We start from the raw sequence: 26,759 nt of genomic DNA on the forward strand, positions 1-26,759 counted from the left end.
TGGCTTTTTCTACGTACCTTAGCAAACGTTAGTGAGCTTAGGTACGTTGACGCAGTTGGAACGACAGTGAGAACTACGATCCTAACCCTTCATTTGTACAAATACTCCAATTTATGCTCGATCTATGTTATAATGAATAGAATTTTTGTCAGAGGAGGATTTATGAAAAAAACACATTCTATATTATTCGTCCCAGGCATCATTATGCTTGGGATTGTTTTACGAACACCATTTACTACGCTTCCGACGGTCTTGTCTGACATCGCAGCTGGTTTGGGGGTTGATGTGAGCTCTCTGGGACTATTGACTAGCTTGCCCCTTCTTACCTTTGCCATTTTCTCACCTTTTGCGATTCAGTTTGCTCAAAAATTAGGAATTGAGCGCCTCTTCTTTCTTGTTTTGATCGCAATGACGATCGGATCTGCCATTCGGATTATCAATCTTCCCTTTCTCTATCTGGGAACCATCTTAATTGGAGCAAGTATTGCCTTTCTCAATGTTCTGCTTCCAAGCTTGATTCAGGCCAATCGGCCTAAGCAACTCGGTGTGCTAACAACTCTCTACATCACCTCTATGGGGATGTCCACAGCGATCGCCTCTTCTGTAGCGGTTCCTATTACCAAAGCCACTTCTTGGCAAGGTCTAGTGACTCTTTTGACTGCCTTGTGCGCTCTTGCTTTGGTCATCTGGATTCCTAACCTTCGCTACAACCACCGTCTCAAAAAGGCTGCTACTGCTGAAGCTAGTAACAAATGGTATACCAATAAATATGTCTGGTCTATCATGATTTTTGGAGGCTTGCAGTCATTACTTTTCTACACAAGTATGACTTGGCTTCCGACCATGGCTGTTCAAGCTGGCCTTTCAAAGGTTGAATCTGGACTACTTGCCTCCGTGTTCACCTTGATCAGTCTCCCATTCTCCTTGACGATCCCAAGTTTAACGACACGGTTATCCGATCGCAATCGACGCTTGATGCTTGCTATTGTTGTTGGAGCAGGGATTCTGGGAGTAGCCATGCTCTTAATCCCAACCAGCAACTTCTTTTACTGGCTCGTCATCAATGCCCTGATAGGAAGTTCCGTTAGTTCGCTCTTTCCTTACCTCATGGTCGCTTTCTCCATGAAATCCAGTACACCTGAAAAGACAGCTCAACTTTCTGGTCTTGCCCAAACAGGAGGCTACGTCTTTGCAGCCTTTGGTCCCATCCTCTTCGGCTACAGCAAATCTCTCTTCGACTCTTGGACACCAGCTATCCTCATGCTACTGGTCTTAACCATTATCATGGCGATTGCCCTTTATCAGGTGGAAAAAGTCGATCATATTTTATAACCATTGACCGGCTGGAAGATTCGTCTTCCGGCTTTTTTGTGTGCACAAAAAAGAACTAGGCTCTAGGCCTAGTTCAATGTTTTATTATCCGTTAAATGAGATATGTACGTGGTCATTGTGGTTTGCTGTATCTCCACCGCGGTCTGGCATTTGGTTCCATGTATTAGCTGGTCCGTAAATGTTATTTACTGGCATGTAGAATTGTTGTTTCCAAATAATATATGAGATACCTGCACGGTCCATGTTATCAATCGCATACTGTGCAACTTGATCTCCAAGCTCTGAATTTGTTGGAACCATCACGTCTACTGCAAGCCCTTTACCATGGTCTTCTGGATCCCCTTCACGATATCCTCCGATATTGGTGATACCGAATTTCGCTGCAATTTCTTGACGGAAAGCTTCCGCTTGCGGTTGAAGATTTGGATCAGTTGGAATAGCATTTGCAGATGTTGGAGTTGATGCTACTGGTTGTACTTCAGGGGCAGCTGCAGTTTCTACTGCTGCAGGTTGCGCTGCCGGAGCTTCCTCTGCTGGTGCTGGTGTTTCAGCAGGAGCTGCTTCTGCGGCTGGAGCAGATTGAGGAGCAGCAGCTGGGGCTGCTTCTTGATTTTGAACTTCAACATTGACAGCTGGAGCACCGTAGCTTGGTGTTTCTGGAACAGCTGGCTGAGCTGGTGTTTCTGCTGCTGGAACTTCAACAACTGGAGCTTCCGCTGGTGCTTCTTGAGTTTCCGCTGCTGGAGCAACTGGAACAGCTTTGTTATCTTCGTTTACTGGTTTTGACAGATCGTTGACAGCGACTGTTTGATCAGCTACTGTCACCTGATTCGTTGTCAAGTCGGCACTTGCAACGGTTGCGTCTGTCGCACCTACTTGAGGAGTTTGGATTTCAACTGAAGTTACTTCTTTTTGATCGTTTACTGTTGTTTTCAAAACAGTACCTGGGTAGATCAAATCCATGTTGCTGATGTTATTCAAGTTTGCCAACACATGGACATCGATTCCTAGTGCTTCTGCGATAGAGCTCAATGTATCGCCGTATTTAACAGTGTAAGTTTGTTGGTTGTCACCACTTTGTTGGATATCATGTTTGATTTCATCTACTGAGCGAGCTACCCAATCTTCAAGTGTTTCTGCAGTGGCTTTTGTAAATGGAATCACTGCAAGAGCTACTGTTGAAGCGATCAAGGCTTTCGTATTAACTTTTAATTTCATCTTTTATCCTCTTTTTTCTTTGTTTTTTTGCTCAAGATTATCTTGGACAAATGAACTACTCTACTATCTTATCACAATTAAAAAATAATTAAAGGCCTTTTTGGCTATTTAACAAAACTGTATTTTTCTTGTAACATTTCGTCTTTCTTGTCACATTGTTACAAACTAGTAACATAAAAAGAGGGTGGTGGAAGAAGAGTGCGAGGGTGCAAAAAACCTCATCTAGGAATGGTCCCTAGATGAGGTTCTTGTCTTTATAAAGCAACTGAACACGCCTACAACTCTTTGGAAAAAGATAAATCCAACTAGAAGCAGACGCTTCGTCGTTGGATTTCCTATTTTCCTTTGAGTTGCTTAACGGCTTTGTATCTTATTTTACCTTCATGATTCTGACGAGGTTGGCGCGTTCGGCTTCTTCGAGTTTCATTTCGATATAGTAGATGGTCTCTTTGAGATCTGGGATGGTCGCATACTCCAGTCCATTTACTCGACGGCGGGTTTTCTCAATTTCGTCTGCCATGAGTTGGCAACTTTTTTCGATTTCCGCTAATTTGAGCAAATCTGGGAGGAGATCTCCCATTTCTTGAATGGTGCTGTCCATTTGACTGTTAGAGGCGAGATAGCTATAAACCACGTCCCCTTCATCATCTCCGTATGGATTATCGATACGAGCATGGAGCTTGGGCACGCGCACACTCATGATATTTTCTTCCTCAATGTGTAGCATCACTTCTCGAGTGGGAACAGCGAAGATTTCTTCCACCATGAGGTCGCTCTCTAGTGACTTGGCCATCACGAAATCTTGCATATTGACCACAAGTGCCGCCTCTACCTTTTGGCGCAGGCGATTATTCTCACGTACAGCTTCAATAAAGCGGCGCATGAGTTCATCCCGCTTATCCTTGAGCAACTTGTGACCCCTGGTTGCTGTCTTGAGGCGCTCTTTGAGAATATTAAGCTCCATCCGAGTTGGTTTTACATTTAATCGTGCCATAGGCTAGTCCTCTTTGTTTGGCAGATACTTGTCAATCATCTCATCCTTGATCCGTTTGAGCTCTGTTCGTGGAAGGATGGATAAGAGTTCCCAACCGAGATCCAAACTTTCCTCAATCGTCCGATTGGTGGTAAAGCCTTGGTTGATGTATTCTTGCTCAAAGCGGTCGGTAAATTTGACATAAAGCTTGTCAGTATCTGACAAGGCAGACTCCCCAAGCACTACAGCCAGTTCTTTGGCTTGTTTTCCTTGGGCATAGGCCGCAAAGAGCTGGTTCATGGTCGCCGCATGGTCTTCCCGAGTCTTGCCTTCACCAGAACCCTTGTCCTTCAAACGAGAAAGGGATGGAAGAACATTGATCGGTGGGCGGTAACCGCTATTGTAGAGATCGCGGGACAAGATAATTTGTCCTTCCGTGATGTAGCCTGTCAAGTCAGGGATGGGGTGGGTGATGTCATCTTCCGGCATGGAGAGGATCGGAATCTGAGTCACAGATCCTTTCTTTCCAACCAAGCGGCCTGCACGTTCGTAGAGGGTTGAGAGGTTAGTATAAAGATAACCTGGATAGCCCCGACGTCCTGGAACCTCCCGGCGGGCAGCGGATACTTCCCGAAGAGCTTCACAGTAGTTGGTCATGTCGGTCATAATGACCAAGACGTGCATGTCTTTTTCATAGGCCAAATATTCTGCCGCGGTCAAGGCGATCCGAGGAGTCGCAATCCGCTCGATAGCTGGGTCATTAGCTAGGTTGATAAAGAGGACTGAGCGGTCAATAGCTCCTGTTTCCCGAAGGTCGTTCATAAAGAACTCGGCTTCTTCAAAGGTAATCCCCATAGCCGCAAAGACCACGGCGAAGTTCTCTTCAGAATTAAGAACCGTCGCTTGACGGGCAATCTGAGCTGCCAACTCCTTGTGAGGGAGACCAGAACCTGAGAACACGGGGAGTTTTTGGCCCCGAACCAAGGTATTCAAATGGTCAATGGCTGAGATCCCTGTCTGGATAAATTCATCCGGATAGTCCCGCGAAACAGGGTTGATGGCTTGACCATCAATGTCCAAGTACTTCTCTGGGATAATCTCTGGACCACCGTCAATGGGTTTGCCCATCCCGTTAAAGATGCGGCCCACCATGTCTTCAGACACAGGGAGTTCTAGGGGACGTCCGGTAAAGCGAACCTTGGCTTTTTCCAAGTTGATCCCGCTAGATCCTTCAAAGAGCTGGACCATGGCCTTGTCTTCTTGGACTTCGAGGACTTGTCCCTGACGGGTTGTTCCGTCATGGAGCTTGATTTCTACCAGTTCATTGTAGTGAACCCCCTCGACCTGATCGACAATCATCAAGGGGCCAACAACTTCGCTGACAGTACGGTATTCTTTAATCACGCTCATTGTCTACTCCTCCTTTTGCGACGATTTGGTGTAGGGTTTCTACGATTTCTTCTTTCAAGGCTTGAATGGTTGCCAACTGATCCTCATGGATGAACTTGCTCCGGGCAATGCGGTCTCGAAGAGTTACGGTTCCTTCCATAATTTCTGTGAAGTAAGCCCCTAATTCCAACGCTTTTTGACTTTCTTGGTCAAAGGTCAAAATGTTGGTCAACAAGGCCACCTGCTTGCTGAAAGAGGTATAGGTATCGACCTCATCAAAGGCATTTTGTTGCAGGTAGTCTTCACGGATCATCTTGGCCGCATTCATGGTCAAGCGGTCTTTTTCAGACAAGGAATCTAGACCAACCAAGCGGACGATTTCTTGCAATTCACTTTCCTTTTGAAGCAAATTCATAGCGCGGGTCACTTTTTCAGACCAGCTGATTTGTTCATGTAGATCGATATAGCGACCGACTTCATCTTGGTAAAGCGAATAAGAACTCAACCAGTTGATGGCTGGGAAGTGACGACGTTGGGCCAATTGAGCATCTAAGCCCCAGAAAACCTTAACAATTCGCAAGGTATTTTGCGTTACGGGCTCTGAAATATCTCCACCTGGAGGGGAAACGGCACCGATAGCGGTAATCGAACCTTCACGCGCAGTGGTCCCGAGTGTCTTGACCCGACCTGCACGCTCGTAATATTCGGCGATCCGGCTACCAAGATAGGCTGGGTAGCCTTCATCCCCTGGCATTTCTTCTAGACGACCAGACATTTCACGGAGAGCTTCTGCCCAACGTGAAGTCGAATCTGCCATGATGGCAACGGAATAGCCCATGTCACGGAAGTATTCGGCGATGGTAATCCCTGTGTAAATGGAAGCTTCACGCGCCGCTACCGGCATGTTCGAAGTATTAGCGATCAGAACCGTCCGCTGCATAATGGATTGACCAGTCGTTGGATCGATCAATTCTGGAAATTCATTCAGAACATCCGTCATTTCATTTCCGCGTTCCCCACAACCAACGTAAATTACAATGTCTACATTGGCAAACTTGGCCACCTGGTGTTGCACAACTGTTTTCCCAGCTCCGAAAGGACCAGGAACAGCTGCAGCTCCACCTTTTGTCACAGGGAAGAAGGTATCGATGACCCGTTGACCGGTAACCAAAGGCTCTACTGGAATGAGTTTTTGTGCAAAGGGACGGCCTCGACGAACTGGCCATTTTTGCATCAAAGTACCAGTAAAGAGACTGCCATCTGCCTGCTCGATCTCATAAACCGGCTCTTCTACTGTGTAAGAACCTGCTGCGATCTTGGTCACACGTCCACTGACACCAAAGGGTACCATGATGCGGTGTTCCACCATATTGGTCTCTTGAACAGTACCGACGATGTCTCCTGCAACCACCTCTGTCCCTTCAGTCACGCTTGGTTCGAAGGCCCATTTGGTGTCCCGATCTAGATTTGGAACTTGCACCCCACGAACCAAAAAGTCACTGGCAGTCACTTCTTGGAAGCGTTCCAAGGGGCGTTGGATCCCGTCAAACATCTGAGAGATCAAGCCTGGTCCCAATTCAACAGAAAGGGGGGCTCCGGTTGTGACCACTGGTTCTCCTGGACCGACTCCAGACGTTTCTTCATATACTTGGATAGAGGCTTCGTCCCGCCGCATCTCAATAATTTCGCCAATCAAACCAAGATCGCCAACCCGGCAAATATCTTGAATATTGGCCTCCTGCATCCCTGATGCAACCACCAAGGGACCGGAAACTTTGATAATTTTTCCTTGAGTCATGTATTCCTCCTGGGAATCCTTTGTTTCTTTGTTTTACTTTTGTGCTATCTCTCTTAGAGATTGCTTTTGTTGGCCATTGGCATCGAAATTGCTTGGATCCAACCAAGCTTCTAGCCGCTGTTTGATAGCTGGCCATTCTTGGTCAATGATGGACAACCAGTCTGTATCACGGGTACGACCTTTATAAACAACAGCCTGACGGAAACAGCCTTCATAGGTGAACCCTAAGCGCTCAGCTGCTTTGCGAGATGCTTGGTTTAAGGCATCGCATTTCCACTCATAGCGGCGGTAGCCTAAATCTTCAAACACGTAGCGCGCTAACAGATACTGGGCTTCCGTAGCCATGCGTGTCTTTTGGAGCGCTGGTGAGTAGGTCACTGCTCCGACTTCGATCACCCGGTTGGCTTGATCGATCCGCATGAGAGAGAATGTCCCCAAAGCTTTGCCTGAATCTTTGTCTACAATCGCATAGTAAAAGCGACCTTGGGCTGTCATGAGATCATCTAACAAGCGGTCCCACTCCTCTTCATTGCGGGCAGGACCTTTGAACAGAAAGGTCCACATAGCTGCTGGAGAGTCCGGCCCGTAAACCTGATAAAGATCTGCTCCATGTTTTTCTTTTGAGAGGCGCTCGATCACGGTATAGCGACCTTCGATCCGCTCAATAGCTGGCAAGCGCCCCGGTGTAAACTCCAGCAGTGCATCGCCAATCGCTTGGCCAAATTCATTTGTTCTCATAAAATATCCTGTCCTACTGCTTTTTCGACATTATCACGAATCCGCTGTTGGCCGAGTCCCGTAGTCCCTCTATGGGTCGGGATAAGGATCAGAGCCGGTGTCAGCTGCTGGTCGTAAAAAGCCACTGTATCTGGAATGGCCTGAGCAATATCCTCTGTCAGGTAGATAATCCCGAAGTTTTCCCGACTGAGTTTTCGCAAAGTATTGATCGCTTCTTGTGGCTCCGTGACCGGATAGGTTTGAAAGCCAATCAGGCGGAAAGGAAGGATGGCGTCCCGATTGCCCACAACGGCGATCTTATAGGTCTGTTTGTCCATAAATCGGTCTCATCCTTTCTTTGATTTCTGCTAGCGGAAAACCATTGTCCAAACCAGAGAGGACCAAACGAAGGTTGGTCACCTCTAACTCTTTTCCGTAAAGATAACGAACAAGGGGTAGGGGTCCATCGACTTCAAAACGGCCAGCGTCTAGAAGACTGAATTTCACCAAACTTTCTAAATACTCCAACTCTGTTGTCTTAAGTTGACCGGTGCGCATCTTTTCTTCATAAGTCTCTAAGGCGAGATCGTACTCTAGCGGATTGACTTGATAAAACCAGGTCAACCACTGACCCGATTCTAGCAGGTCGATCACCTGATGGGCACTGAGGCTTCCTTCATCCGAGAGCAATTGGTGCATAAAACTATGCGGTTTTTGCTGATCCAAGGCCCGTTTGACCGTAATCGCATTGTAAAAATCAATGGTCACATCTACCAACTGCTTCAAAATCGGATGATCTAGGCTGTCTCCTAAGTATCTTAGGTGTTTAAAATAAGCTAAGTCCATCCCGATTTCGAGGACCCGCAAGTCCTGATAGTCTTGGAATTCTTGCCAAGTTGCAGCCACTTCTTCCGCCATAAAGGCCGGACAATGCTCTGCAGAAAAGGTCGCCACCAAATGCTCGAGCACATCGAGAGAATAAGGTCCGATAGGGATCAATAAATGTCCCAACTTGCGCTCTGTAGCCTTGTTTTTCAGATATACCTTGAGATTGTGATAGGTGTACTTCAAGGTGAAGAGGCTAACCAGGTCTGACTGAGGGGTTACCTCAAAAGTCCATTGGTATTCTGCCAACAAGGCTGCCATCAGGCGCTCTTCAAGGGCTGATATATCCTTGATCTCCTGGCTGTCTAAAGCATAAGGTGTCCCTTGCAGCAAGCCTTCTCGGCTCTCACTAGAGGGACTTGCAAGCAACTGCTCGAACTGACTGGGACTGACAAAACTAGCCTCACGTACGCTGATTCCTGTATTAACTTGAGAATAGGTCCGTTCGCTCATTGCAACCTCCTAGTTCTCTTCATCGGTGAAAATGCTGGCTGCCATCTGGTAGCTTTCTTGCTCCCAAATGGAATCCACCAAATCACGGTAGAGATAGTTGTCATCAATCTTCCCAACCGACAAGACAAAGCCTGCCTGAGCTGGAATCGTCGCATCCGCAACTGTCACATTCTGATGAGTTTGCTTTAATTTCTCGAGAGCTGCTGGATCAAATTTGCTAGCACTCACCGCCCCAAAGGTCAGGGTCACAACTTGTCCCTGATAGCGGTCTAAAATCGCATCTACAAACTGCATTTCCTTTTCAAGGGGCCAAGCCGCCATTGCTTCATAAGCATCTGCAAAGAGATCCTTTAAGACTCGTTGCTTGGTGACAAGGGTTGATTGACGTTTTTTATTTTCTATTTGTTGGGTTTCACGTTGCAATTGACGTTGAATCCGCTTGAGCTGCTCGGAGCGTTGATTGAGTTTATCTTGGATCAACCGCTCTTCTTGCGCAGTCTCTTCTTTTAGGATGGTTTCCTTGGCCTCTTCTAAGAGTTTACGCCCTTTTTCGTGGGCTTGGGCCAAGATCGAATCCTTTAATTGGGTTTGTTCATCCATATCGTTTTTTCTCCTATTGCATGCGTCTTGTGTTTTTCGCCTCGCGAGGCGAATTCATCAAAGCTAGCTCTTAGCCGACGCGTAGGGTCAATAGGAAGGACACAACGAAAGCCAAGATGGCATAGGTTTCAACCATGGCCGCAAGGATAACCCCTTTCATCATGTCTTCTGGGCGTTTGGCCAAGATTTGCATCCCTGCTGTCGCAACATTTCCTTGGTGTTTGGCTGAGAAATAACCAACGATCGCAACTGGAAGAGCTGTAAAGAAGTAAGCAACCCCTGTTTCAAGTGGCATATCTGGCTTAATTTGCAACCAGATCAAGATCCCGATAACGAAACCGTACAAACCTTGTGTACCTGGCAACAATTGCAAAATCAGGGCTTGGGCAAATTTTTCGGGTTGTTCTTTCAAGAGCGCTGCTGCTGCTTGACCCGTTTTACCAACCCCAAGGGCAGATCCCATCCCACTAAGTGCAACTGCGATCGCCACACCAAATGCTGCAAAGAAGGCGCCCCCATGGGCTGAAAAATATGATGCTAAAGATTCCATGAATATACTCCTATTTATAAAAGATAATACTTATTTTTTTGTTTTAATATAGCGTTCAGAAGGTTTAAGAGGACGAAATGGCTTGCCTCCTCCTTCGTAGAATTTACCGAAGAACTCCACAAAGATTAAACGGGCTCCATGCACATATCCTGACAAGAAGGACAGGAACATGTTAATGGCATGTAGGACGATAAAGAGCACAAGCCCTACCGTAAAACGTCCAAGCGGTGGGAAGAGATTGACAATAAGGTTAAAGGCTGAACCGATACTAGCTCCAGACAAGCCCAGGGCCATCAAACGGGTGAAGCTGACCAAGTCTCCGACGTACCCACTGACATTGTAGAGGTTAAAGAGACCAGACGCTAAACCGGACAGCTTCTTGGCACTGACAATGGAAACAATCAAGATCCCAATGGCATTCAAAATAGCTAGCCACTTGCCAATCGGAACTAGGACGCTCATCCCTGGTAAGATATTGCCTACTGCTAGAAGCATTAAGCCAAGTAGGATCAAAACCCAAGCAAAGCCCGCATTATAGGCTTCCGTGTAGTCTTTGAGGCGGATATTTTTCATCCCCCCTAGGAACAGTCCAACTAAGACAGTGACAAAACCAAAGACCACTGAGAGGATCAGGATGGTCATAGCGTTGCTGGTCGTACTGATCAGGGCAAAAGGCATCTCAAATCCAAAGAAAGAGCCATAGACCACACCCCAAAGGGCCACTGAAATTCCGAGGAGACTGAAGAAACGAAGATTCTTCGCTGTCCCAGGCTTGAGTTTAAAGGCTTTAAGGGCAAACCCTGTCGCTACCGTTAGCAAGAGTCCATAACCGATATCTGCGACCATCATGCCAAAGAAAACAAAGTAGAAGAGAGATACGATCGGTGTCGGATCTTTCTCGTAATACTTAGGCAGGGCGTACATCTCTGTGACTAATTCAAAGGGCTCTACCAAGGCGCTATTTCGCAACTGGATCGGCACGTCATCCCAATCTTTTTCCGTCACATCGCGTGTCTCTAGTAAGACCCGAGAACCAAAGCCTTGTTGTAAGAAGTCTCGTAACGAGGCCACTTGGGATGTTTCAATCCAACCCTCTAGGGCTACCAAACTTTGCGTGCTGGCTAGCAGCGACTTGGCTTCCTCACGAGCTCCCAAGCTCAACAAGTAATCCATCTGATACTTGAGTTGGTCCAACTCCTTCTGGGAGTTTTGTAACTCAGCTAGGGTTGCTGCAACGACAGCTTCCTGCTCTTTGATTTCCCCTTCTAGGCGATCCAAGTAAGCGGCTGGGACTTGCTCTTCTTCATAGTCCAATTCTTTGAACCCATGGTCTTCTAGAAGCTCCTGAACAGCTACACGGTCTCCCGAACGATACAAGATGACATAGCCGTGTTCAGTCTCAGACGTAAAGACTTCTTCCAACTCAAGCTCAGGATGAGCTTTTAAGGAAGAACGAACAGTGTCTGTATCACTATTCGGGATGGTCCCAATCAAACCATGCACATAATGAAAGGTAGCAAGAGCTGTTGGTGTCACCTCTAACGGTCGCCATTTTTCTAAGCGCTCGATCTCTCCCTTTGCATCCGCAATCTTCTGGCGAGCCTTGTCTAACACGCGCAATTGGCGTTTCAACTTGGTCAATAGAAGATCCTCATCTCGAATCATCCCGTGGGCCTGCAGATCATCAAAAGACAAACTTAAAGGTTCTTCCTTCAGAGCTTGCAGGGCCTTCTTCTCAGGCATATAGGGCTCCAGAGTCTGAATCATTTTTTCGACTTGTTCTTGACGTTTTTGCAGCTCTACCAAGACTTGACGATTGTCCTCTGTCAAGGGTTGAGACAAGGTATTTGCCTCAAAGGCAGCCTGCCACTCTTCCTGTTCACTTAGGTCATAAATCTGGATTTTCGCCTCAGACTGTAGCGCTAGTAGGAGACTGTCCAAGTCATCTTTGGACAAGATAAGGGACAGTTTTTTCATCTGACTAACGGCCATAGCTTGCTACCACCTTTTCTACAATGGCTTCAACTAACCCAGCTCGCTTGTCGGTCATCGCCTGTTGTACCTTGGCATCATTGCGCGCAACCGTTTCTTCCAGATCTTTCGTTAAACGGACGAGTCTTTCCTGAGCGTTTTTTTCTGCCTCTGTGACCAATTGCTTGGTTTCCTCATCGTAATGCTGCGCCACTGTTGCAAGGCGATCGCGCGAATCCGTACGGACTTGCTCGACCTGATCTTCATAAGTAGCGATCACTCCTTGAGCAGCCTGTTCGATCTCTTGCATCATCTCGAGTGTTGCATTCGACATCGTCACACCTCCTTATTCAACTATTGTTCTTCGAACAACAGTACAATTATCTTAAATTATACCATATTTTACATAGTTTTGTTCGGGGATTTAGGGATCGATCACTCCTAAAACGACCGTTTTTTAAGACAAGTTCTTCCCCTGATCCATTAAAAATTTGGCTACTGCTCCCAATCTTCCTGCTTCATTTCCTAATGTAGCCGTTACAATTTCTCGCGGTAAGAATCGTTGGTCCTGAACCGCATGATACAACTCATTTTGCAACAGAGGCAGCAAAACATCTGAGCGAGCAAAGATGCCACCTCCTAAAATCATTTTCTCTGGATTTAAGACATAAGAAAGAGTAACCAATCCTTGTGCCAGATGATGAACGTATGTTTCTAAGACCTTCAAAGCAACTGGTTCACTCTTATCCACCGCCTCAAAAAAAGTTTTACCGGTTTGATGGTGTAAGCCAGATGCTTCCTCATACATCTGAACGAGTGCTGACGCAGACGCTAAGGATTGCCAATCTGTATTCCCAATCGGTAAATATCCGATTTCACCTGCTGTAAAATTATGCCCGGATAAGATTTGTTCATTGGTGAAAATACCACCACCAATACCGGTACCAACCGTAATCATAACAGTAGAATGGCTATTTCTGGCTGCACCTTTCCATATTTCTCCTAACAAGGCACAATTGACATCATTTTCTACTGTAACGGGGATGGAAAATCGTTTCTGAATCTCGCTGGAAAAATCAGTCCCACTGTAAGAAGGAATGGTGTAACCTGCATATACGATTTTCCCTAATTGGCTGTCGACAACACCTGCTGTCGAAATAGCAACTCCATCTAAATCAATAATAGATTGATAGCCAGCAATGAGGTCACAAATTTGATCCAGTATACCATTTGTTTGGTTCTCATGGCATATATTGGTTCTCTGTTCTGAAAAATGTCCCAAAGCATTGCCATCTTCATTATATACATCCGACTTAATAGATGTACCTCCAATGTCGATCCCTAAAATATTCATTGTTCATCCTCCGTTTTATGTAAATTGAGGGCCGAAAGTGTATTAGTGAATATATGATTCCTTCTCTCTCTATCCAAGTCAACATAATAGGCATAAAAAATATCGACTACAACTAAGACTGGGAATTGTGGTGATATGAGCGTACCTTGGGGCAAACTTTCCTTTACTGCCACAGACACCAGTTCATCACACCGCCCTTTTAAAAACGCACTTATTTTCGATGTTATTAGAACAGCCCTAGAACCTTTTTGCTTTGCTTGATACACAGCATCCAGAATTTCTTTTGTCTCACCGGATAACGAAATCCCAATAACCAGACACTCATCATCCAGCATGACCTCATTGACTCGTATCATGTGGTCATCGGTAATAGCCTTACAAATCATTCCCAGCCTCATAAAGCGAAATTCCATCTCACGCGCTACAAGACCTGAACTTCCAATTCCGTATATATAGACCCGCTTAGCCTTGTCTAACATCCGACTAACACGTAATAACTGTTCTTCATCAATCAAAGAAAAAGTCTTATTTAACAACTCTCCATAATCAGATAAGACACTTTTTGTAATATGTCGACTAACATTTTGAATGTCCTGATTTGACTCCTCAAACTCATAAACAAATTGACGATATCCTGTGAACCCACACTTCTTAGCAAATCTTGTCAAAGAAGAGAGGGAAACATACAATCGTTTAGCCACTGATTTTGCAGATAAATCATCTTGCATGACATGATCAGATAAAAAATAGTCAGCTATTTTCTTTTCTAAATCTGTTAAGCTTTCATAGACTGACTCAATGACAGGTTGTATACTTTTTTCTAATGTAACCATTTCTCCTCCACTCTGACAACATCTTCTAAAAACGGGGAAAGAGGCTGGGAATAGTCTCCAACCTCCATTAACAATTCATGAGAACATCCATCATCTTATAGGACCTTTCGATCCACTCAATGAGAGAAATCAGTGACTAGATAACAAGATCCTTCTCTCAAAAATTGTTCTATTTCTCCCGCTCGGAATGAAAAGAATGAATAATGCGCGCTATAACCGCACTTTAAATACTATCTTGCGAATATCTTGAGCCTGATCGACTTTCAAACCTGTCTTATGCGCATCATTTGGATCTAATAATAAAATAGCACCAGGTGTGAAATGAATATCAAACATCGAATGGCCAGACATTTGTTGCCAATCCTCTTCTTTCACATAATCTTCCAAGTTCATATTGGACAGAAAATTATATGAGATTCGTTCTTTTCCTTCGAATAGAACATGAACGTCATAGTAGTCTCGGTGACTTTCCCATACACGATGGTCTTCATCCGTTGTTTCCATTTCAATCACATTGTAAAAGAAATCATCAGAGACTGAATGTGTCCCCTTTTCATCTTGACTGACATCATGTGTTTTTAAATAATCTACAACTTTCTTGAGTGCAGGGTGTTGAATGTCCCGTGCAATCACTGCATCTTTATATTGTACTAATTCCATACTGGAACTCCTTTCGAATTCAACCTGGGCTTCTTAGAAATAGCAAGCAACATCTTCTGATTGCTCTTATTCATTGAAATAGGGCCTTATTTTCTTATCGTATCAATAGCCTATAAAATGACAAGAATTTACTATTCTGTTTTACAATAGTTAAGCATTTGTGATTTCTGAAAGACTTACTTTTCGATCTTCTTTAACTGATAAAGTACATGCATCAGCAGTAGCGATTGATTCTAAAGCAGCTACACCATTGAGAAGTTTTTCGTATTCTTCTGTAATTTCTCCACCTTTAATGATGTCATGTAGATATTCCATTTCTTTATCAATACATGTTTGTAACCATAATGGACAACGTACTCCTGGTTTACCGTACGCAATCGCTCCATCCATACCACGACCGGTATAGATAGCTGTACGGTCATCATCTTCCTCTTGAGTTTCATGTACTAAGAAGTGTGATTCTCCTTCACCTTTAACACGAAGAGTACCTCCAGTATTGAACAAGTCAAGTTTGATAGCTCCTTCAGTTCCTTGAATCAAGACATAGTGTTCACCCCAACGGAAAGCATTACCATATTCCAAAACAGCATAACGATCATCAGAGTATTCTAGGTTTACAATGAGCATATCATCTTCATCACCAAAGTTTTCACCTTTATGATATACATTGCCTCCTACCATTGTCGCTTTTTCAGGAAGTCCTCCCATGATGAACTGAATGCAATCTAATTCATGAATATGGTGGTACAAATGTCCTCCAGATTGAGAACGAAGTTTCTTCCATGATACAGTTGGTTGTTGTTCTTCCCAACCTGTACGAGCGGCATGGCAATAAAGAACTTTACCAATTTTACCTTGAGTAATCAATTCTTTAGCATGGTGTACACCATTAAAGAAGTTCATGATGTGACCAGCCATAAAGATAACATTATTTTCTTTACATGCGTCAACCATGGCTTTACAATCTTCATAAGACAATGCAATTGGCTTTTCACAAAATACGTGTTTGCCATGTTGAGCAGCTTTCACAACAGGTTCACGGTGAAGGTAGCTAGGTGAAGCTACGATCACACAATCAATATCTTCACGTGCTACAAGTTCATCTAAACTTGCACAAACATCTGATCCCAACTCTTGAGCAACTTCTTCTCCATGATTTGGGTCAAATACCGCAACCACTTTTGCATCTTCAATTTTGTTCATTGAGCGAGCCAAATCAGCTCCAAAATATCCAGCTCCAACAATACCGTAATTTACCATAATTTTTATTCTCTTTCTATATATTTTTAAATTTCAGCTTTAATTCTTTTTCAAATCTTCAATCTTAAATGTTATATATGGTACAACATTTTTCATATGAAGTTCATTACGATACCATGAATCAAATTTTTCAAACATCAATCCAATACAGTACCTAAGGTTACATATTGTTTAATATTTTTTTCATTTTATTTTTCCTCGTTTAAAACTTTGATAACAAGTTTTTTAACAGTTTCATCATTGCAATGAATCTTTGGTTGGTGAAGATCTTCTTCAAAAGTCACCAACATATTCCCTGGAAGCAATTCAACAATTTGATAGTCTTTGCTATCGTAAAAAGCAATATCCTTCTCTTCGCTAAAAGGTACACGTGACTGAGCACGAACTGGGGAAGTTACTGCCATTTTTTCCGTATTTTCAACAACAATATGAATATCTAAATATTTCTTATGAGTTTCAAAAATATCTCCTGGAACTCCATCAGCTAGATAAGTCATACAATTTGCAAAAACATTTTCCCCGTCAATATCAATTTTTCCATCAACTAAATCTGTCAAATTTGTATTTTCTAAAAAATCACAGACTTTTGAAAAATGTTTATTAACAGAAGCATATCGTCTAAAATCAGATTGTTCAGAAATAATCATATTATTTTCTCTTTTCTATTAGTGACTAGTGACGAACTTCCCAACTTGAATCCGCTTTAATTTCTGAAATATCATAAATCGTTGTATATTTAGGTGCAGATACTTTATTTTCAGTAAGAACAGATACAATATAACCTGAAACTACTGATACAGAAATTGAAATCAATGAATATGCCCAGTAGCTAACAGCTGTTGGAGGAAGGAAGTATTTAATAAATACCATAACGATGGTTGATACAATCAGCGCTGCATAAGCACCTTGTTTATTTGCTTTTTTAGAAACAAAACCAAGAATGAATACACCACCAAGTAGACCAAGTACAAGTCCCATGAAACTATTGAACCATTCGTATGCAGATTTAATATCTGAATGAGCCATGATAACGGAAACAACAATTGAGAATAAACCTACTGCTAGAGATACGAATTGTGCAATTTTCGTACGACGATCGTCTGACATATTTTTAGAAATGACATCTTGAATATCCAATGTCCATGAAGTTGCAACAGAGTTCAAACCTGTTGAAATAGTTGATTGAGCTGCTGCATAAATCGCTGCCAAGATCAAACCTGTGACACCTACTGGTAACTGGTATGCAATAAAGTACATAAAGATTTGGTCTTGAGGGATATTGCTAGCTGCACTACCTGCATTTTGTACTTGATAGAATACGTACAAGCCTGTACCGATCAAGTAAAAGACTGTTGCAGTTGCAAGTGACAAGACACCATTTGTGAACAACATTTTATTAAGTTTCTTAATATTTTGTGTTGTAGTAAAACGTTGAACCAAATCTTGAGATGAAGCATAGGAAGACAAGATTGTAAAGCCTGAACCCATCACAATTAAGAAGATGGAGTTTGAAAGCAAGTTAGGATCGAAAAGTTTTTCATTTGCAGCAAGGAATTTCCCGTTTGCTAATGTTTCTGCTACTGCACCAAAGCCACCTTTAATATTAGCCATCAGTACAAATAAAGCTACAACGACACCACTAATCAGAACCACACCTTGAATAAAGTCTGTCCATAATACGGATTTTAGACCACCAGTATAAGAATAAACAATTGCAATTGCACCCATCAAAATGATCAAAATATTGATGTCAATTCCTGTCAATACTGATAAACCAGCTGATGGGAGGTACATAATGATAGACATACGTCCCAATTGATAAATAATAAACAAGAGTGCTGAAATAATACGAAGTGCTTTAGAATTAAAACGTTTATCCAAGTAATCATATGCCGTATCGATGTCTATCCGTGCAAAGATAGGTAAGATAAAACGAATTGTCAGTGGAATAGCTACAACCATCCCTAATTGAGCAAACCATAAAATCCAGCTACCTGCATAAGAGTTACCAGCGAGTCCCAAGAAGGAAATCGGACTGAGCATTGTGGCAAAAATGGATACCGAAGTAACATACCAAGGAACCGAACCATCTCCTTTAAAGAACTCTTTTCCTTTCATCTCTTTTTTAGAGAAATAGATACCTGCAACCAATACCACAAGTAAATAAACAATCAAGATAATTAAGTCAATTATTGTAAATCCTGTTGTGCCCATAACATATCTCCATATTGATTTTATTTATTATAAAAATTCTTTTCGTGCTTGTTGAATAAGTTCTGCTGCTTCTTTTGCAATTGTAAGATCTTCTTCATGCAATGGTTCGAGTGGGGCTCTTACAGAACCAAGATCTAATTTTTCATTTAGACGGAGAATTTCTTTGATCACTGCATAAAGATTTGCTCGACCACTGACCATTTTATAAATGACATCATTGATCGCATATTGCAATTCTTTAGCTGTTTCAAAATCGGATTCTTTGATCAATTCATTTAATTTTAAGAACAAATCAGGCATCACCCCGTAAGTACCACCAATTCCAGCTTTTGCACCAATAACGCGGCCACTAATGAACTGTTCATCTGGTCCATTAAAGACAATATGGTCATCTCCTCCATCAGCTACAAACATTTGAATATCTTGTGTTGGCATGGATGAATTTTTAACCCCAATCACCCGTGGGTTCTTGCGCATTTCAGCATACAGGTCACGCGTGAGGGTAGTACCAGATAGTTGTGGAATGTTATAAATGATAAAATCTGTATTTGGTGCAGCTTTACTCATGTCATTCCAATACCGAGCAATGGAATAAGCAGGAAGGCGGAAATAAATAGGTGGGATAGCTGCAATAGCATCTACTCCAAGACTTTCAGCATGCTTTGCAAGTTCAACGCTATCTTTGGTATTGTTACATGCGACGTGGGCAATAACGGTTAGTTTTCCTTTAGCGACCGCCATTACATTCTCTAAAATCAGCTTACGATCTTCAACACTAAGATAAATACATTCTCCAGAAGATCCGTTGACATAAACCCCTTGTACTCCTTTATCAATATGGTATTGAGTCAAAGCACGTACTCTTTCTGGGCTCACTTCACCATTTTCATCATAGCACGCATAAAACGCTGGAATAACACCTTCATATTTCTTCAAATTTGTATTTGTCATTTGGAAACCTCTTTCTTTATTTTGTTGCTTCTACAAATTTTTTTGTAATTAATTGTGGACGTGTAATAGCTGAACCTACGACAACACTATAGGCACCTAACTCCAATACCCTATGGACTTTATCAGGGGTATCGATGTTACCTTCTGCAATTAATGGATGAGATAGTTTACTAAGGGCTTTGCGAATAATTTCAAAGTCATTTGATTCGATTTTATCGCCTTTACTTTGCTTGGTATACCCTACCAACGTTGTTCCAATATAATCAAAACCTATTTGATCAGCCGTCAGCATTTCATCAATAGTAGAACAATCTGCCATCCACAATTGATCCGGATATTTTTTCTTTACTTTTTGGAAAAAATCTTCTAAGCTTTCGCCATTTGGTCGTGTAGAAGTTGTGGCATCTATCGCAATAATATCCGGACGAACCGTCATGAGTTCATCTACCTCTTTCATAGTTGCCGTGATATAAACATCTGCACCTTCGTAATCTCGTTTGATGATCCCAATGATCGGTAAATCCACCGCTTTTCGAATCGCTGCAATATCAACAACAGAATTGGCGCGAATTCCAGATGCTCCGCCCTCCTCGGCAGCCACTGCCATACGAGCCATAATAAAATCACTATGCAATGGTTCGTCTGGTAGAGCTTGACACGAAACAATCAGCTTATGCCGTAACTCTTCCATGATTTAATCACCTGCTTCTTTTTTTAGTTTGTAAGCTCTTACACCATTAATCATAATACTTTAAAAATGTATTTTCAATACTTTTCCTATAATTAGAAAGTACTTTCTAAAAAATCCTGGCAATTCCTATATTTTTATTGTATACCTATTTTATTTATTATACAAATACTTTATGTTATTTATAAAGGTTCTTTCTTATCAAGCCTGAGAAAGAGCTCTTCCAAGGTGTTACCTTACTTCCATATTTATTTCTTATAGCTACAATTTTATGATTTCTATTTCTAGTCTTCTATTCCTGAAAGTAAATTTAATCTTTTGAGCACTTTTAAAATTATTATTTCACCCTTTAAATACTGATACTAGTTTCAATGTTTTTTACTTGCTTTTACTTGAATAAAAGGGTGTCTCCATGTTATAATGTGTAATATATTATAGGAGAATCCTGTTATTTCATCCTGTGAGAAAGGAGGATTGCTGTGAAACAAGATCAAGATTTACGCACCATTATCGCAAGCCATGAAGCTGAGTTAACAGATATGGAACGCGACATTGCCCAATATTTTTTATCATCCGAAGCACGACAGCACTCCCTGTCCTCTTCTCGTGTAACTGAGTTACTCCATGTCTCAAAGGCTGCCTTAACGCGTTTCTCTCAAAAATGTGGTTTCACCGGCTATCGAGAGTTTGTCTATCACTTTAACGAAGAAACAAAAAATCAAAAACAGGTACAAGAACATGACGAACTCACTCTCAGCGTCTTGCAACGCTACCACCATATCGGTAACGTCACTGAAAATTTCGTCAAAGATCCCCAATTAGAGCATGTAGCAGATTTAATTGATCAAGCAGATCGGATCTATTACTTCGGGATTGGAAGTTCCAGCTTGGTGGCTCGGGAGATGAAATTGCGCCTTATGCGACTTGGTGTGGCAGGGGAAGTCGTGACTAATCAAGACGGATTTAATCAGACCACCAGCATTCTAGATTCCTCCTGCTTAGTCATTGGATTTTCTTTATCAGGCAAGACGAGCGCTATTACAGATAGTTTGTTGAAAGCCAAGAAAAACGGCGCAAAAACAGTCCTTATAACTGGCAATCCTGCTGGTGTCCACCAAGATTTCACTGAAGTGGTACCCGCTGCACCTCTTCCAAGCAATACCTATATCGATCGCATCTCGGCGGTTCTCCCCTTACTAATTGTGGTCGACCTCATCTATGCCCATTTTCTTAATATCAACCGAGAACAAAAAGAAATCGTCTTTAATAGCTACTGGGAACACAAAAAACTCTCTAGTCAACGTTCTCGAAAATCTTAATATGGTCTCCCTATTAAAAAAACCAAGAAGGATGAGTTTTATCTCATCCTTCTTGGTTTTTTTGATTATTCTAAAGAAGTATTTCTACTCTATAATATTGAAACCATCTCATCTACTTAGGCCATCTTTTGAGTCGCTTTTTCCTTTACAACAAATACAAAGCCGATAGAGCCGACGACGGCTCCAAGCAAGATCCAATAGACCACATCCGATGAAGCAATTGGGCCTGCCAAGAGACCTGCTAACAAAAAGAGATTGATATACAGTCGGGTATCCCGATAAAAGGTCCAATTGAAATGGTAGCTACCTTCTGGGTACTGCCGTGTCGATACAGGCGGTTGTAAGACCTGCAACAGAATCAAAATCCCAACAAAAGCAAGATAAGCTAGGCTAATACCCGAAAGCGGAGCCCGCATCATCAAAGCTACAACCGCTAAAAGCAAGACCAAGATCCAGAAATGGAAGTCCATCCAGAATTCATGATGATAACGAAACCGTTTCATAAGATCACACCTTTCTCTTTATGTAATCGTTTTCTGTACTTCTATTATAAGATAACAAATTTATTTTGCAAGGAATCATGGGCTATGTGGGGTTGAAAATAGGACCAGAATATCTCTGGTCCGTCTAAAAAAACTATGAACAAATATTAGTTGCCACTTCATTCACTGATGTTATTTTCGATAATCACCTTGAGTGCGTGGTTTTCACCCGCATGTTTAAAGACATCATAGGCTTTTTCAACTTCTGAGAGTTTGAAGTGGTGGGTGATAAGTTTGGTTGCATCGATCTTACCTGACTTCAAGACATTGAGCAACATTTCAGTGGTATTGACATTGACAAGACCGGTGTTGAGGGTAATGTTCTTGATCCACAATTCGTCCAAATTGAAGCTAACTGGTTTTCCATGGACACCGACATTGGCAATATGACCACCGACAGAGATGACGTTTTGGCAGACATCAAAGGTAGCAGGATAACCCACACATTCCATGGAGATATCGACCCCACGGCCATCCGTCACTTCATTGATAAAGGCCTTGATTTCCGCAATATCGCTGGATCAGATGGTGTGAGTTGCAGCTTTCATAAGTGACTCCTTTTCTTTGTTGGTTTGATAAAATCATTTTATTTTCGTTTCTTTGTGAATATTATAACACACTAAGCAAACGCTTACAATATTTTATGAGCACATTTTTAAAAGTTTTTTGAGCAAACAAAAACATTCCTCTTATCTCTACCAGAGGAATGTTTCAATCACCTTGTTCTAATTGTTGGCGCTGCTTATAGTACTCTTGCTGCTCGCGCTCACGCTCTTCTTCTAAACGCTCTTCATAGCGCTTTAGTTCTGCCTCAAACTCTTCTTGCAAGGCAAATAAACGCTCCAAGCCACTTTGAGCCTCCGCACTTGGGGCTTGAAAATGCAGAGCACTCAGCCAGTCTACTAAATTTTCTGTATGTTGGCGGACATCCATACGCATATCCGCATAATCCCACTCCAACTCGCTAAGTTTCTGGTTGAAGCGGTAATGTCGATCTTCTAGTTGTTCTAATTCACTATTTCCTGAATGGTACATCACATACCTCCTTTAATCGGACTCAATAAGATTGGCTTCTTCACTGATTTCAGTGCTGCTTCTACCGCGTCCGCTGCTCCTCCTGTAAATCCATCTTTCAAATCACTGACTAGAGTTGTTGTGGCAAAAGAGCGCATCTTCTCGGATTGACCGGCCAAGGTCACCTGCAAACTCATCCCTTCCAACATCATCAAGGCCTTTTGCGTTGCAATCAAACTTCGGATCGCAATCCGCTCTTGCTCCTTTTTAATCTCTCGATGGAGCTCCTCAATTCGTTCTCTATCCTCTCCCAGGATCTCTAACATCTTTTTCTCCTACTTATGAAAATCAAAGGCCGCTGCTTGTCCCGTATCCAAGTCCACCAATTGGGCTGATGCAGCCTCCAGTTGGCCTGCCAGATCTGACAGACGTGTCGAGTAGGCCTTTGCTTGAGCCAGGTTTTCCGCCTCGACCGCTTGGTCCCAGCAAGTATCCATGGAGAACTCTCCTAATAGTTGCTCCACTTCTGCGTCTGTTAAAAATTGGGCCATGCTGTGGGCCATTTGTGACACCTCCGCAACCTTATGGGAAACCGTCTCCTTGGCCACTTCTAGCTGATCTTTGAGCTCGGCCTCAAAGACCGTCGCTTGCGCTGAAGCATTCTGTGCTACTGCCAATACCAATTCCTCTCGCAATTGAATGGTCTGGGTACCAGATGCTCCTGCCAATTGCTGATGGAGACTCGGAATGCTTGGCTTTTCCTGTCCATACATGGAGACCACCGAGGCAGATGATGGCTGATTTTCTGAAGCGGACGTCGCCCGATCTCGTTGGGGCATTTCAATAATTTTCTGTGCCTGATCTTGCACTTCACCTTCTAACTCCATTTGAGATGGCCTCCTTTCTTGGATTTGTTTTTTCGTTTCCTATAACTGAAAAACTATCATAACCCTTCAGCTACAGGCAGATTCACACACTATAGGGTAACATAAATTAGCCCGGAATGCTATAAAAATAACACAATTTCTGAAAAAAAGTCTAATTCTTTATGAAAGAAAGAGAATTCCAACCCTAAATCACCAAGATAAAGTAGATTTTACAATTTCCATAGTTATCATAAAATTTGAAAATACCATCAAAAATCCCCCACTCTTTCGAGCGAGGGATAGCTGATAAACATCAGTTCTTCCTTGGCGTCTTATTTACGACGTCCTGGGCGTTCCTTGTAACCATAGTAAGCATCTTCGATGATTTCTTGCATATGGTCTACCATTGGAAGACGTGGGTTAGCTGGTGAACATTGATCTTCGTAAGCAAGGAAGGCCAATTCACGAGAATGTTTCTTCCATTCTTTTTCATCGATGCCTTGTGCTTTGAAGTTCATTTCGATACCACAGCGTTCACCAAGTTCGTATACAGCTTTTGCGTAAGCTTCAACGGCTTCTTCTGGTGTAGAGCATGGAAGTCCTAGCATACGAGCGATATCTTGGTATTTTTCATCTGCACGGTAGTAGTTGTACTTAGGCCATGTAGCTGTCTTAGCCGGACGTGTACCGTTGTAACGGATAACGTATGGAAGCAAGATCGCATTGGTCCGTCCGTGAATGGTGTGGAATTGCGCACCAATCTTGTGGGCCATTGAGTGAGAAATACCGAGGAAGGCATTGGCGAAGGCCATACCTGCAATAGTTGACGCATTGTGCATCTTTTCGCGTGAATGGAAGTCCGCGTTCTTCACTGAGCTTTCCAAGTTTTCAAAGACAAGTTTAATAGCTTGAAGGGCAAGACCATCTGTGAAGTCGCTAGCCATTTGTGATACGTAAGCTTCTGTCGCGTGCGTCAAGACGTCCATACCAGTGTCTGCTGCAACAGATCCTGGAACTGTCAATACCAAAGCAGGGTCTACGATGGCAACGGTTGGAGTCAATGAGTAGTCTGCGATTGGGTATTTACGGTTGTTTGCTTTATCAGAGATAACGGCAAATGGTGTTACTTCAGATCCTGTACCAGATGTTGTTGGGATCGCAATAAATTTCGTCTTCTTACCAAGCAATGGGAATTTGAAGGCACGTTTACGGATATCCATGAATTTTTGAACCAAGTCACGGAAGTCCACTTCTGGTTGTTCGTAGAAGAGCCACATTACTTTGGCCGCATCCATTGGTGACCCACCACCGAGAGCAATGATAGTATCTGGTTTGAAGGCACGCATGATCTCTGTACCACGTTCAACAGTTGTGATATCTGGATCTGGTTCTACGTCTGCAAAGATTTGGTAAACCACCTTGTTGCGACGAAGGTCAAGCTGTTCGATGATGCGATCAAGGAAACCAAGCTCTACCATAGCGTGGTCTGTAACGATCATGACACGTTCAACGTCACGACATTTTTGTAGGTATTCAATTGAATCACGTTCAAAGTATGTTTTTGAAGGTAGTTTCATCCATTGCATGTTATTTCTCCGGCGTCCGACTTTTTTGATATTCAAGAGGTTGATGGCACTAACGTTGTCCCCAACAGAGTTGCGTCCGTAAGAACCACATCCAAGTGTCAATGATGGCAAGAAGGCATTGTAAACATCCCCGATACCACCGAAAGTCGAAGGAGAGTTGCAGATCACACGAATGGCTTTAACTGCTTTACCAAATTCTTTGGTCAATTCTTCGTCAGCTGTATGGATGGCAGCTGAGTGACCAAGACCGTTGAATTCAACCATTTGGCGAGCTTTGTTAATTCCGTCTTCACGGCTTTCAGATTTCAAGACAGCGATGACTGGTGACAATTTTTCACGAGTCAAAGGCTCTTTTTCACCAACTTCTTTACATTCTGCCGCAAGGATATTGGTTCCTTCTGGAACTGAGAAGCCAGCTTGTTCTGCGATCCATGCTGCTGGTTTCCCAACGATGTCCGCATTCAACTTCGCACCCGCACAGTTCTTGCTATTGGCTTTTACGCCGAAGCAGAACTCTTCAAGAAGGGCTTTTTCTTTTTTGTTAACAAAGTAAGTGTGGTAAGATTTGAATTCTTCAACAAACTCATCGTAGATTTCTTTATCGATGATGACCGCTTGTTCAGACGCACAGACCATACCATTGTCAAATGATTTAGACATGACGATATCGTGTGCAGCTTGGCGGATATTAGCTGATTTTTCAACATAGGCAGGAACGTTTCCGGCACCTACCCCAAGAGCTGGTTTTCCACAAGAATAAGCGGCTTTTACCATGGCATTCCCACCGGTCGCAAGGATCGTAGCAACTCCTTCATGGTTCATAAGGGCACTGGTTGCTTCCATAGAAGGTTGGGTAATCCATTGCACACAGTTCTCAGGTGCTCCAGCTGCAATTGCTGCATCGCGTACGATTTGTGCTGCATGAGCGGATGATTCTTGAGCAGATGGGTGGAAGGCAAAGACGATAGGGTTCCGTGTCTTCAAGGAAATCAAAGCTTTAAAGATTGCTGTTGAAGTTGGGTTTGTTGTAGGAGTGATCCCGCAGACAACTCCGACTGGCTCAGCAATAAGAGTCAAACCAGTGACGTCATCTTCGGAAATGACACCAACTGTTTTCGTGTGACGCATGTTGTTTACAACGTGCTCACAAGCGAACAAGTTTTTAGTCGCCTTGTCTTCAAAGACTCCACGACCAGTTTCTTCATATGCATGAAGAGCAAGCTCACCGTGTGCGTCAAGAGCAGCTACAGATGCTTTTGCCACGATGTAGTCTACTTGTTCCTGATCCAATTTGCGCATTTCTTCAAGCGCAACAAGCGCTTTTTGCACCAACTCGTCTACGTGTTTTTCAGCAGCGAGTTTCTTTTCTTCAGGTGAGAGAGTTTTTTTATCAGCCATTTGATGCTTTCCTCCAATGTTTGAAACCCTTATCCTTTTCTAGAACTTTTTCATGTTTTCGGAAATTTTCAAGAATAGTGTAAGAAATTTCGATTTGTTAATTATTTCACAATATAATTGTACTCTATTTTGAGGTTTTTGTAAACACTTCCAAGCAACTTTCACAAAGATTTTTTTGAAGTTTGTGA

At 42.9% G+C, this 26,759-nt stretch carries 26 protein-coding genes and 1 pseudogene; 2 read left to right on the forward strand and 25 right to left on the reverse strand.

Translation table 11 applies throughout. The features are described 5' to 3' along the window. Positions 1-162: 162 nt before the first annotated feature. Entirely contained in the window at positions 163-1,332 is a 1,170-nt protein-coding gene (locus AB5Y61_RS03640; RefSeq protein ID WP_368403210.1) for a CynX/NimT family MFS transporter, read from the forward strand. An 84-nt stretch (positions 1,333-1,416) separates the two neighbouring features. On the opposite strand, the gene AB5Y61_RS03645 is transcribed toward AB5Y61_RS03640, so the two are convergent. From AB5Y61_RS03645 to AB5Y61_RS03735, 19 genes are all read right to left on the reverse strand, one after another. Further along, the gene (locus tag AB5Y61_RS03645; protein WP_368403211.1) at positions 1,417-2,550 is read right to left on the reverse strand and encodes a LysM peptidoglycan-binding domain-containing protein; all 1,134 of its coding nucleotides are present in this window, start codon (positions 2,548-2,550) and stop codon (positions 1,417-1,419) included. Positions 2,551-2,920: 370 nt separating this feature from the next. Beyond that, positions 2,921-3,544: a V-type ATP synthase subunit D gene (locus tag AB5Y61_RS03650; RefSeq protein ID WP_368403212.1), complete on the reverse strand. Its 624-nt coding sequence runs from the start codon at positions 3,542-3,544 to the stop codon at positions 2,921-2,923. Between the two features lie 3 nt (positions 3,545-3,547). Next, complete coding sequence (locus tag AB5Y61_RS03655) at positions 3,548-4,933, reverse strand: V-type ATP synthase subunit B (protein ID WP_003002370.1); 1,386 nt, start codon at positions 4,931-4,933, stop codon at positions 3,548-3,550. Continuing rightward, positions 4,920-6,710 (reverse strand): V-type ATP synthase subunit A, encoded by a 1,791-nt coding sequence (locus AB5Y61_RS03660; RefSeq protein ID WP_195424260.1) that lies wholly within the window; start codon positions 6,708-6,710, stop codon positions 4,920-4,922. The genes AB5Y61_RS03655 and AB5Y61_RS03660 overlap by 14 nt, the downstream gene beginning before the upstream one ends. Before the next feature lie 33 nt (positions 6,711-6,743). Then, positions 6,744-7,448, reverse strand: coding sequence for a GNAT family N-acetyltransferase (locus tag AB5Y61_RS03665; RefSeq protein WP_368403213.1), 705 nt, complete (start codon positions 7,446-7,448; stop codon positions 6,744-6,746). Then, positions 7,445-7,765: a V-type ATP synthase subunit F gene (locus AB5Y61_RS03670; RefSeq protein ID WP_003009443.1), complete on the reverse strand. Its 321-nt coding sequence runs from the start codon at positions 7,763-7,765 to the stop codon at positions 7,445-7,447. Before AB5Y61_RS03670 ends, AB5Y61_RS03665 begins: the two co-directional genes overlap by 4 nt. Then, on the reverse strand, positions 7,746-8,765 hold the full coding sequence (locus AB5Y61_RS03675) for a V-type ATPase subunit (protein WP_368403214.1): 1,020 nt from the start codon (positions 8,763-8,765) through the stop codon (positions 7,746-7,748). Before AB5Y61_RS03675 ends, AB5Y61_RS03670 begins: the two co-directional genes overlap by 20 nt. Positions 8,766-8,774: 9 nt before the next feature. Continuing rightward, on the reverse strand, positions 8,775-9,365 hold the full coding sequence (locus tag AB5Y61_RS03680; protein WP_368403215.1) for a hypothetical protein: 591 nt from the start codon (positions 9,363-9,365) through the stop codon (positions 8,775-8,777). Between the two features lie 70 nt (positions 9,366-9,435). After that, positions 9,436-9,915, reverse strand: a complete 480-nt coding sequence (locus AB5Y61_RS03685; protein ID WP_003009435.1) for a V-type ATP synthase subunit K — start codon at positions 9,913-9,915, stop codon at positions 9,436-9,438. Between the two features lie 30 nt (positions 9,916-9,945). Next, on the reverse strand, positions 9,946-11,907 hold the full coding sequence (locus tag AB5Y61_RS03690; RefSeq protein WP_368403216.1) for a V-type ATP synthase subunit I: 1,962 nt from the start codon (positions 11,905-11,907) through the stop codon (positions 9,946-9,948). Continuing rightward, positions 11,897-12,220, reverse strand: a complete 324-nt coding sequence (locus AB5Y61_RS03695) for a hypothetical protein (protein ID WP_049523811.1) — start codon at positions 12,218-12,220, stop codon at positions 11,897-11,899. Before AB5Y61_RS03695 ends, AB5Y61_RS03690 begins: the two co-directional genes overlap by 11 nt. A gap of 123 nt (positions 12,221-12,343) precedes the next feature. Continuing rightward, the gene (locus AB5Y61_RS03700; protein WP_247920023.1) at positions 12,344-13,240 is read right to left on the reverse strand and encodes an ROK family protein; all 897 of its coding nucleotides are present in this window, start codon (positions 13,238-13,240) and stop codon (positions 12,344-12,346) included. Continuing rightward, a complete protein-coding gene (locus tag AB5Y61_RS03705) occupies positions 13,237-14,073 on the reverse strand; it encodes a MurR/RpiR family transcriptional regulator (RefSeq protein WP_049485587.1) in 837 nt (278 codons plus the stop codon). The genes AB5Y61_RS03700 and AB5Y61_RS03705 overlap by 4 nt, the downstream gene beginning before the upstream one ends. Positions 14,074-14,283: 210 nt before the next feature. After that, positions 14,284-14,733: a YhcH/YjgK/YiaL family protein gene (locus AB5Y61_RS03710; RefSeq protein ID WP_368403217.1), complete on the reverse strand. Its 450-nt coding sequence runs from the start codon at positions 14,731-14,733 to the stop codon at positions 14,284-14,286. A 150-nt stretch (positions 14,734-14,883) separates the two neighbouring features. Then, a complete protein-coding gene (locus AB5Y61_RS03715) occupies positions 14,884-15,993 on the reverse strand; it encodes a Gfo/Idh/MocA family protein (protein ID WP_000248712.1) in 1,110 nt (369 codons plus the stop codon). A 188-nt stretch (positions 15,994-16,181) separates the two neighbouring features. Further along, the gene (locus tag AB5Y61_RS03720; RefSeq protein WP_000587140.1) at positions 16,182-16,640 is read right to left on the reverse strand and encodes a YhcH/YjgK/YiaL family protein; all 459 of its coding nucleotides are present in this window, start codon (positions 16,638-16,640) and stop codon (positions 16,182-16,184) included. A gap of 25 nt (positions 16,641-16,665) precedes the next feature. Further along, on the reverse strand, positions 16,666-18,207 hold the full coding sequence (locus AB5Y61_RS03725) for a sodium:solute symporter (RefSeq protein WP_061591044.1): 1,542 nt from the start codon (positions 18,205-18,207) through the stop codon (positions 16,666-16,668). Between the two features lie 27 nt (positions 18,208-18,234). Then, positions 18,235-19,158 (reverse strand): dihydrodipicolinate synthase family protein, encoded by a 924-nt coding sequence (locus AB5Y61_RS03730; RefSeq protein ID WP_061591045.1) that lies wholly within the window; start codon positions 19,156-19,158, stop codon positions 18,235-18,237. A gap of 16 nt (positions 19,159-19,174) precedes the next feature. Continuing rightward, complete coding sequence (locus tag AB5Y61_RS03735; RefSeq protein WP_347112534.1) at positions 19,175-19,849, reverse strand: N-acetylmannosamine-6-phosphate 2-epimerase; 675 nt, start codon at positions 19,847-19,849, stop codon at positions 19,175-19,177. A gap of 476 nt (positions 19,850-20,325) precedes the next feature. Here AB5Y61_RS03735 and AB5Y61_RS03740 point away from each other — a divergent pair, with 476 nt between their 5' ends. Then, a complete protein-coding gene (locus AB5Y61_RS03740; RefSeq protein ID WP_347112533.1) occupies positions 20,326-21,165 on the forward strand; it encodes a MurR/RpiR family transcriptional regulator in 840 nt (279 codons plus the stop codon). 116 nt (positions 21,166-21,281) lie between these two features. Here AB5Y61_RS03740 and AB5Y61_RS03745 read toward each other — a convergent pair whose 3' ends face one another. From AB5Y61_RS03745 to adhE, 6 genes and pseudogenes are all read right to left on the reverse strand, one after another. Continuing rightward, positions 21,282-21,668 carry an ABC transporter permease gene (locus AB5Y61_RS03745; protein ID WP_368403218.1) on the reverse strand — a complete coding sequence of 129 codons (387 nt, stop codon included), beginning with the start codon at positions 21,666-21,668 and terminating at the stop codon, positions 21,282-21,284. A 158-nt stretch (positions 21,669-21,826) separates the two neighbouring features. Next, positions 21,827-22,246, reverse strand: a pseudogene (locus AB5Y61_RS03750) (zinc-binding dehydrogenase); the annotation flags it as partial. A 172-nt stretch (positions 22,247-22,418) separates the two neighbouring features. Further along, positions 22,419-22,742: a hypothetical protein gene (locus AB5Y61_RS03755; protein WP_003009394.1), complete on the reverse strand. Its 324-nt coding sequence runs from the start codon at positions 22,740-22,742 to the stop codon at positions 22,419-22,421. Further along, positions 22,742-23,047: a hypothetical protein gene (locus tag AB5Y61_RS03760; RefSeq protein WP_368403219.1), complete on the reverse strand. Its 306-nt coding sequence runs from the start codon at positions 23,045-23,047 to the stop codon at positions 22,742-22,744. The genes AB5Y61_RS03755 and AB5Y61_RS03760 overlap by 1 nt, the downstream gene beginning before the upstream one ends. Before the next feature lie 9 nt (positions 23,048-23,056). After that, positions 23,057-23,608: a hypothetical protein gene (locus tag AB5Y61_RS03765; RefSeq protein ID WP_368403220.1), complete on the reverse strand. Its 552-nt coding sequence runs from the start codon at positions 23,606-23,608 to the stop codon at positions 23,057-23,059. A gap of 311 nt (positions 23,609-23,919) precedes the next feature. Next, positions 23,920-26,571, reverse strand: coding sequence for a bifunctional acetaldehyde-CoA/alcohol dehydrogenase (gene adhE, locus AB5Y61_RS03770; protein ID WP_070845585.1), 2,652 nt, complete (start codon positions 26,569-26,571; stop codon positions 23,920-23,922). Between the last annotated feature and the right edge of the window lie 188 nt (positions 26,572-26,759).

Origin of the sequence: Streptococcus parasanguinis, from assembly GCF_040908565.1 — a bacterium.
Classification (GTDB): Bacteria; Bacillota; Bacilli; order Lactobacillales; family Streptococcaceae; genus Streptococcus; species Streptococcus parasanguinis_AC.

What these genes read in the sequence shown, in the direction of transcription:
- AB5Y61_RS03640 (WP_368403210.1), top strand. Translation starts at nt 163, where the DNA reads ATGAAAAAAACACATTCTATATTATTCGTCCCAGGCATCATTATGCTT.
- AB5Y61_RS03645 (WP_368403211.1), bottom strand. Translation starts at nt 2,550, where the DNA reads ATGAAATTAAAAGTTAATACGAAAGCCTTGATCGCTTCAACAGTAGCT.
- AB5Y61_RS03650 (WP_368403212.1), bottom strand. Translation starts at nt 3,544, where the DNA reads ATGGCACGATTAAATGTAAAACCAACTCGGATGGAGCTTAATATTCTC.
- AB5Y61_RS03655 (WP_003002370.1), bottom strand. Translation starts at nt 4,933, where the DNA reads ATGAGCGTGATTAAAGAATACCGTACTGTCAGCGAAGTTGTTGGCCCC.
- AB5Y61_RS03660 (WP_195424260.1), bottom strand. Translation starts at nt 6,710, where the DNA reads ATGACTCAAGGAAAAATTATCAAAGTTTCCGGTCCCTTGGTGGTTGCA.
- AB5Y61_RS03665 (WP_368403213.1), bottom strand. Translation starts at nt 7,448, where the DNA reads ATGAGAACAAATGAATTTGGCCAAGCGATTGGCGATGCACTGCTGGAG.
- AB5Y61_RS03670 (WP_003009443.1), bottom strand. Translation starts at nt 7,765, where the DNA reads ATGGACAAACAGACCTATAAGATCGCCGTTGTGGGCAATCGGGACGCC.
- AB5Y61_RS03675 (WP_368403214.1), bottom strand. Translation starts at nt 8,765, where the DNA reads ATGAGCGAACGGACCTATTCTCAAGTTAATACAGGAATCAGCGTACGT.
- AB5Y61_RS03680 (WP_368403215.1), bottom strand. Translation starts at nt 9,365, where the DNA reads ATGGATGAACAAACCCAATTAAAGGATTCGATCTTGGCCCAAGCCCAC.
- AB5Y61_RS03685 (WP_003009435.1), bottom strand. Translation starts at nt 9,915, where the DNA reads ATGGAATCTTTAGCATCATATTTTTCAGCCCATGGGGGCGCCTTCTTT.
- AB5Y61_RS03690 (WP_368403216.1), bottom strand. Translation starts at nt 11,907, where the DNA reads ATGGCCGTTAGTCAGATGAAAAAACTGTCCCTTATCTTGTCCAAAGAT.
- AB5Y61_RS03695 (WP_049523811.1), bottom strand. Translation starts at nt 12,220, where the DNA reads ATGTCGAATGCAACACTCGAGATGATGCAAGAGATCGAACAGGCTGCT.
- AB5Y61_RS03700 (WP_247920023.1), bottom strand. Translation starts at nt 13,240, where the DNA reads ATGAATATTTTAGGGATCGACATTGGAGGTACATCTATTAAGTCGGAT.
- AB5Y61_RS03705 (WP_049485587.1), bottom strand. Translation starts at nt 14,073, where the DNA reads ATGGTTACATTAGAAAAAAGTATACAACCTGTCATTGAGTCAGTCTAT.
- AB5Y61_RS03710 (WP_368403217.1), bottom strand. Translation starts at nt 14,733, where the DNA reads ATGGAATTAGTACAATATAAAGATGCAGTGATTGCACGGGACATTCAA.
- AB5Y61_RS03715 (WP_000248712.1), bottom strand. Translation starts at nt 15,993, where the DNA reads ATGGTAAATTACGGTATTGTTGGAGCTGGATATTTTGGAGCTGATTTG.
- AB5Y61_RS03720 (WP_000587140.1), bottom strand. Translation starts at nt 16,640, where the DNA reads ATGATTATTTCTGAACAATCTGATTTTAGACGATATGCTTCTGTTAAT.
- AB5Y61_RS03725 (WP_061591044.1), bottom strand. Translation starts at nt 18,207, where the DNA reads ATGGGCACAACAGGATTTACAATAATTGACTTAATTATCTTGATTGTT.
- AB5Y61_RS03730 (WP_061591045.1), bottom strand. Translation starts at nt 19,158, where the DNA reads ATGACAAATACAAATTTGAAGAAATATGAAGGTGTTATTCCAGCGTTT.
- AB5Y61_RS03735 (WP_347112534.1), bottom strand. Translation starts at nt 19,849, where the DNA reads ATGGAAGAGTTACGGCATAAGCTGATTGTTTCGTGTCAAGCTCTACCA.
- AB5Y61_RS03745 (WP_368403218.1), bottom strand. Translation starts at nt 21,668, where the DNA reads ATGAAACGGTTTCGTTATCATCATGAATTCTGGATGGACTTCCATTTC.
- AB5Y61_RS03755 (WP_003009394.1), bottom strand. Translation starts at nt 22,742, where the DNA reads ATGTACCATTCAGGAAATAGTGAATTAGAACAACTAGAAGATCGACAT.
- AB5Y61_RS03760 (WP_368403219.1), bottom strand. Translation starts at nt 23,047, where the DNA reads ATGTTAGAGATCCTGGGAGAGGATAGAGAACGAATTGAGGAGCTCCAT.
- AB5Y61_RS03765 (WP_368403220.1), bottom strand. Translation starts at nt 23,608, where the DNA reads ATGGAGTTAGAAGGTGAAGTGCAAGATCAGGCACAGAAAATTATTGAA.
- adhE (WP_070845585.1), bottom strand. Translation starts at nt 26,571, where the DNA reads ATGGCTGATAAAAAAACTCTCTCACCTGAAGAAAAGAAACTCGCTGCT.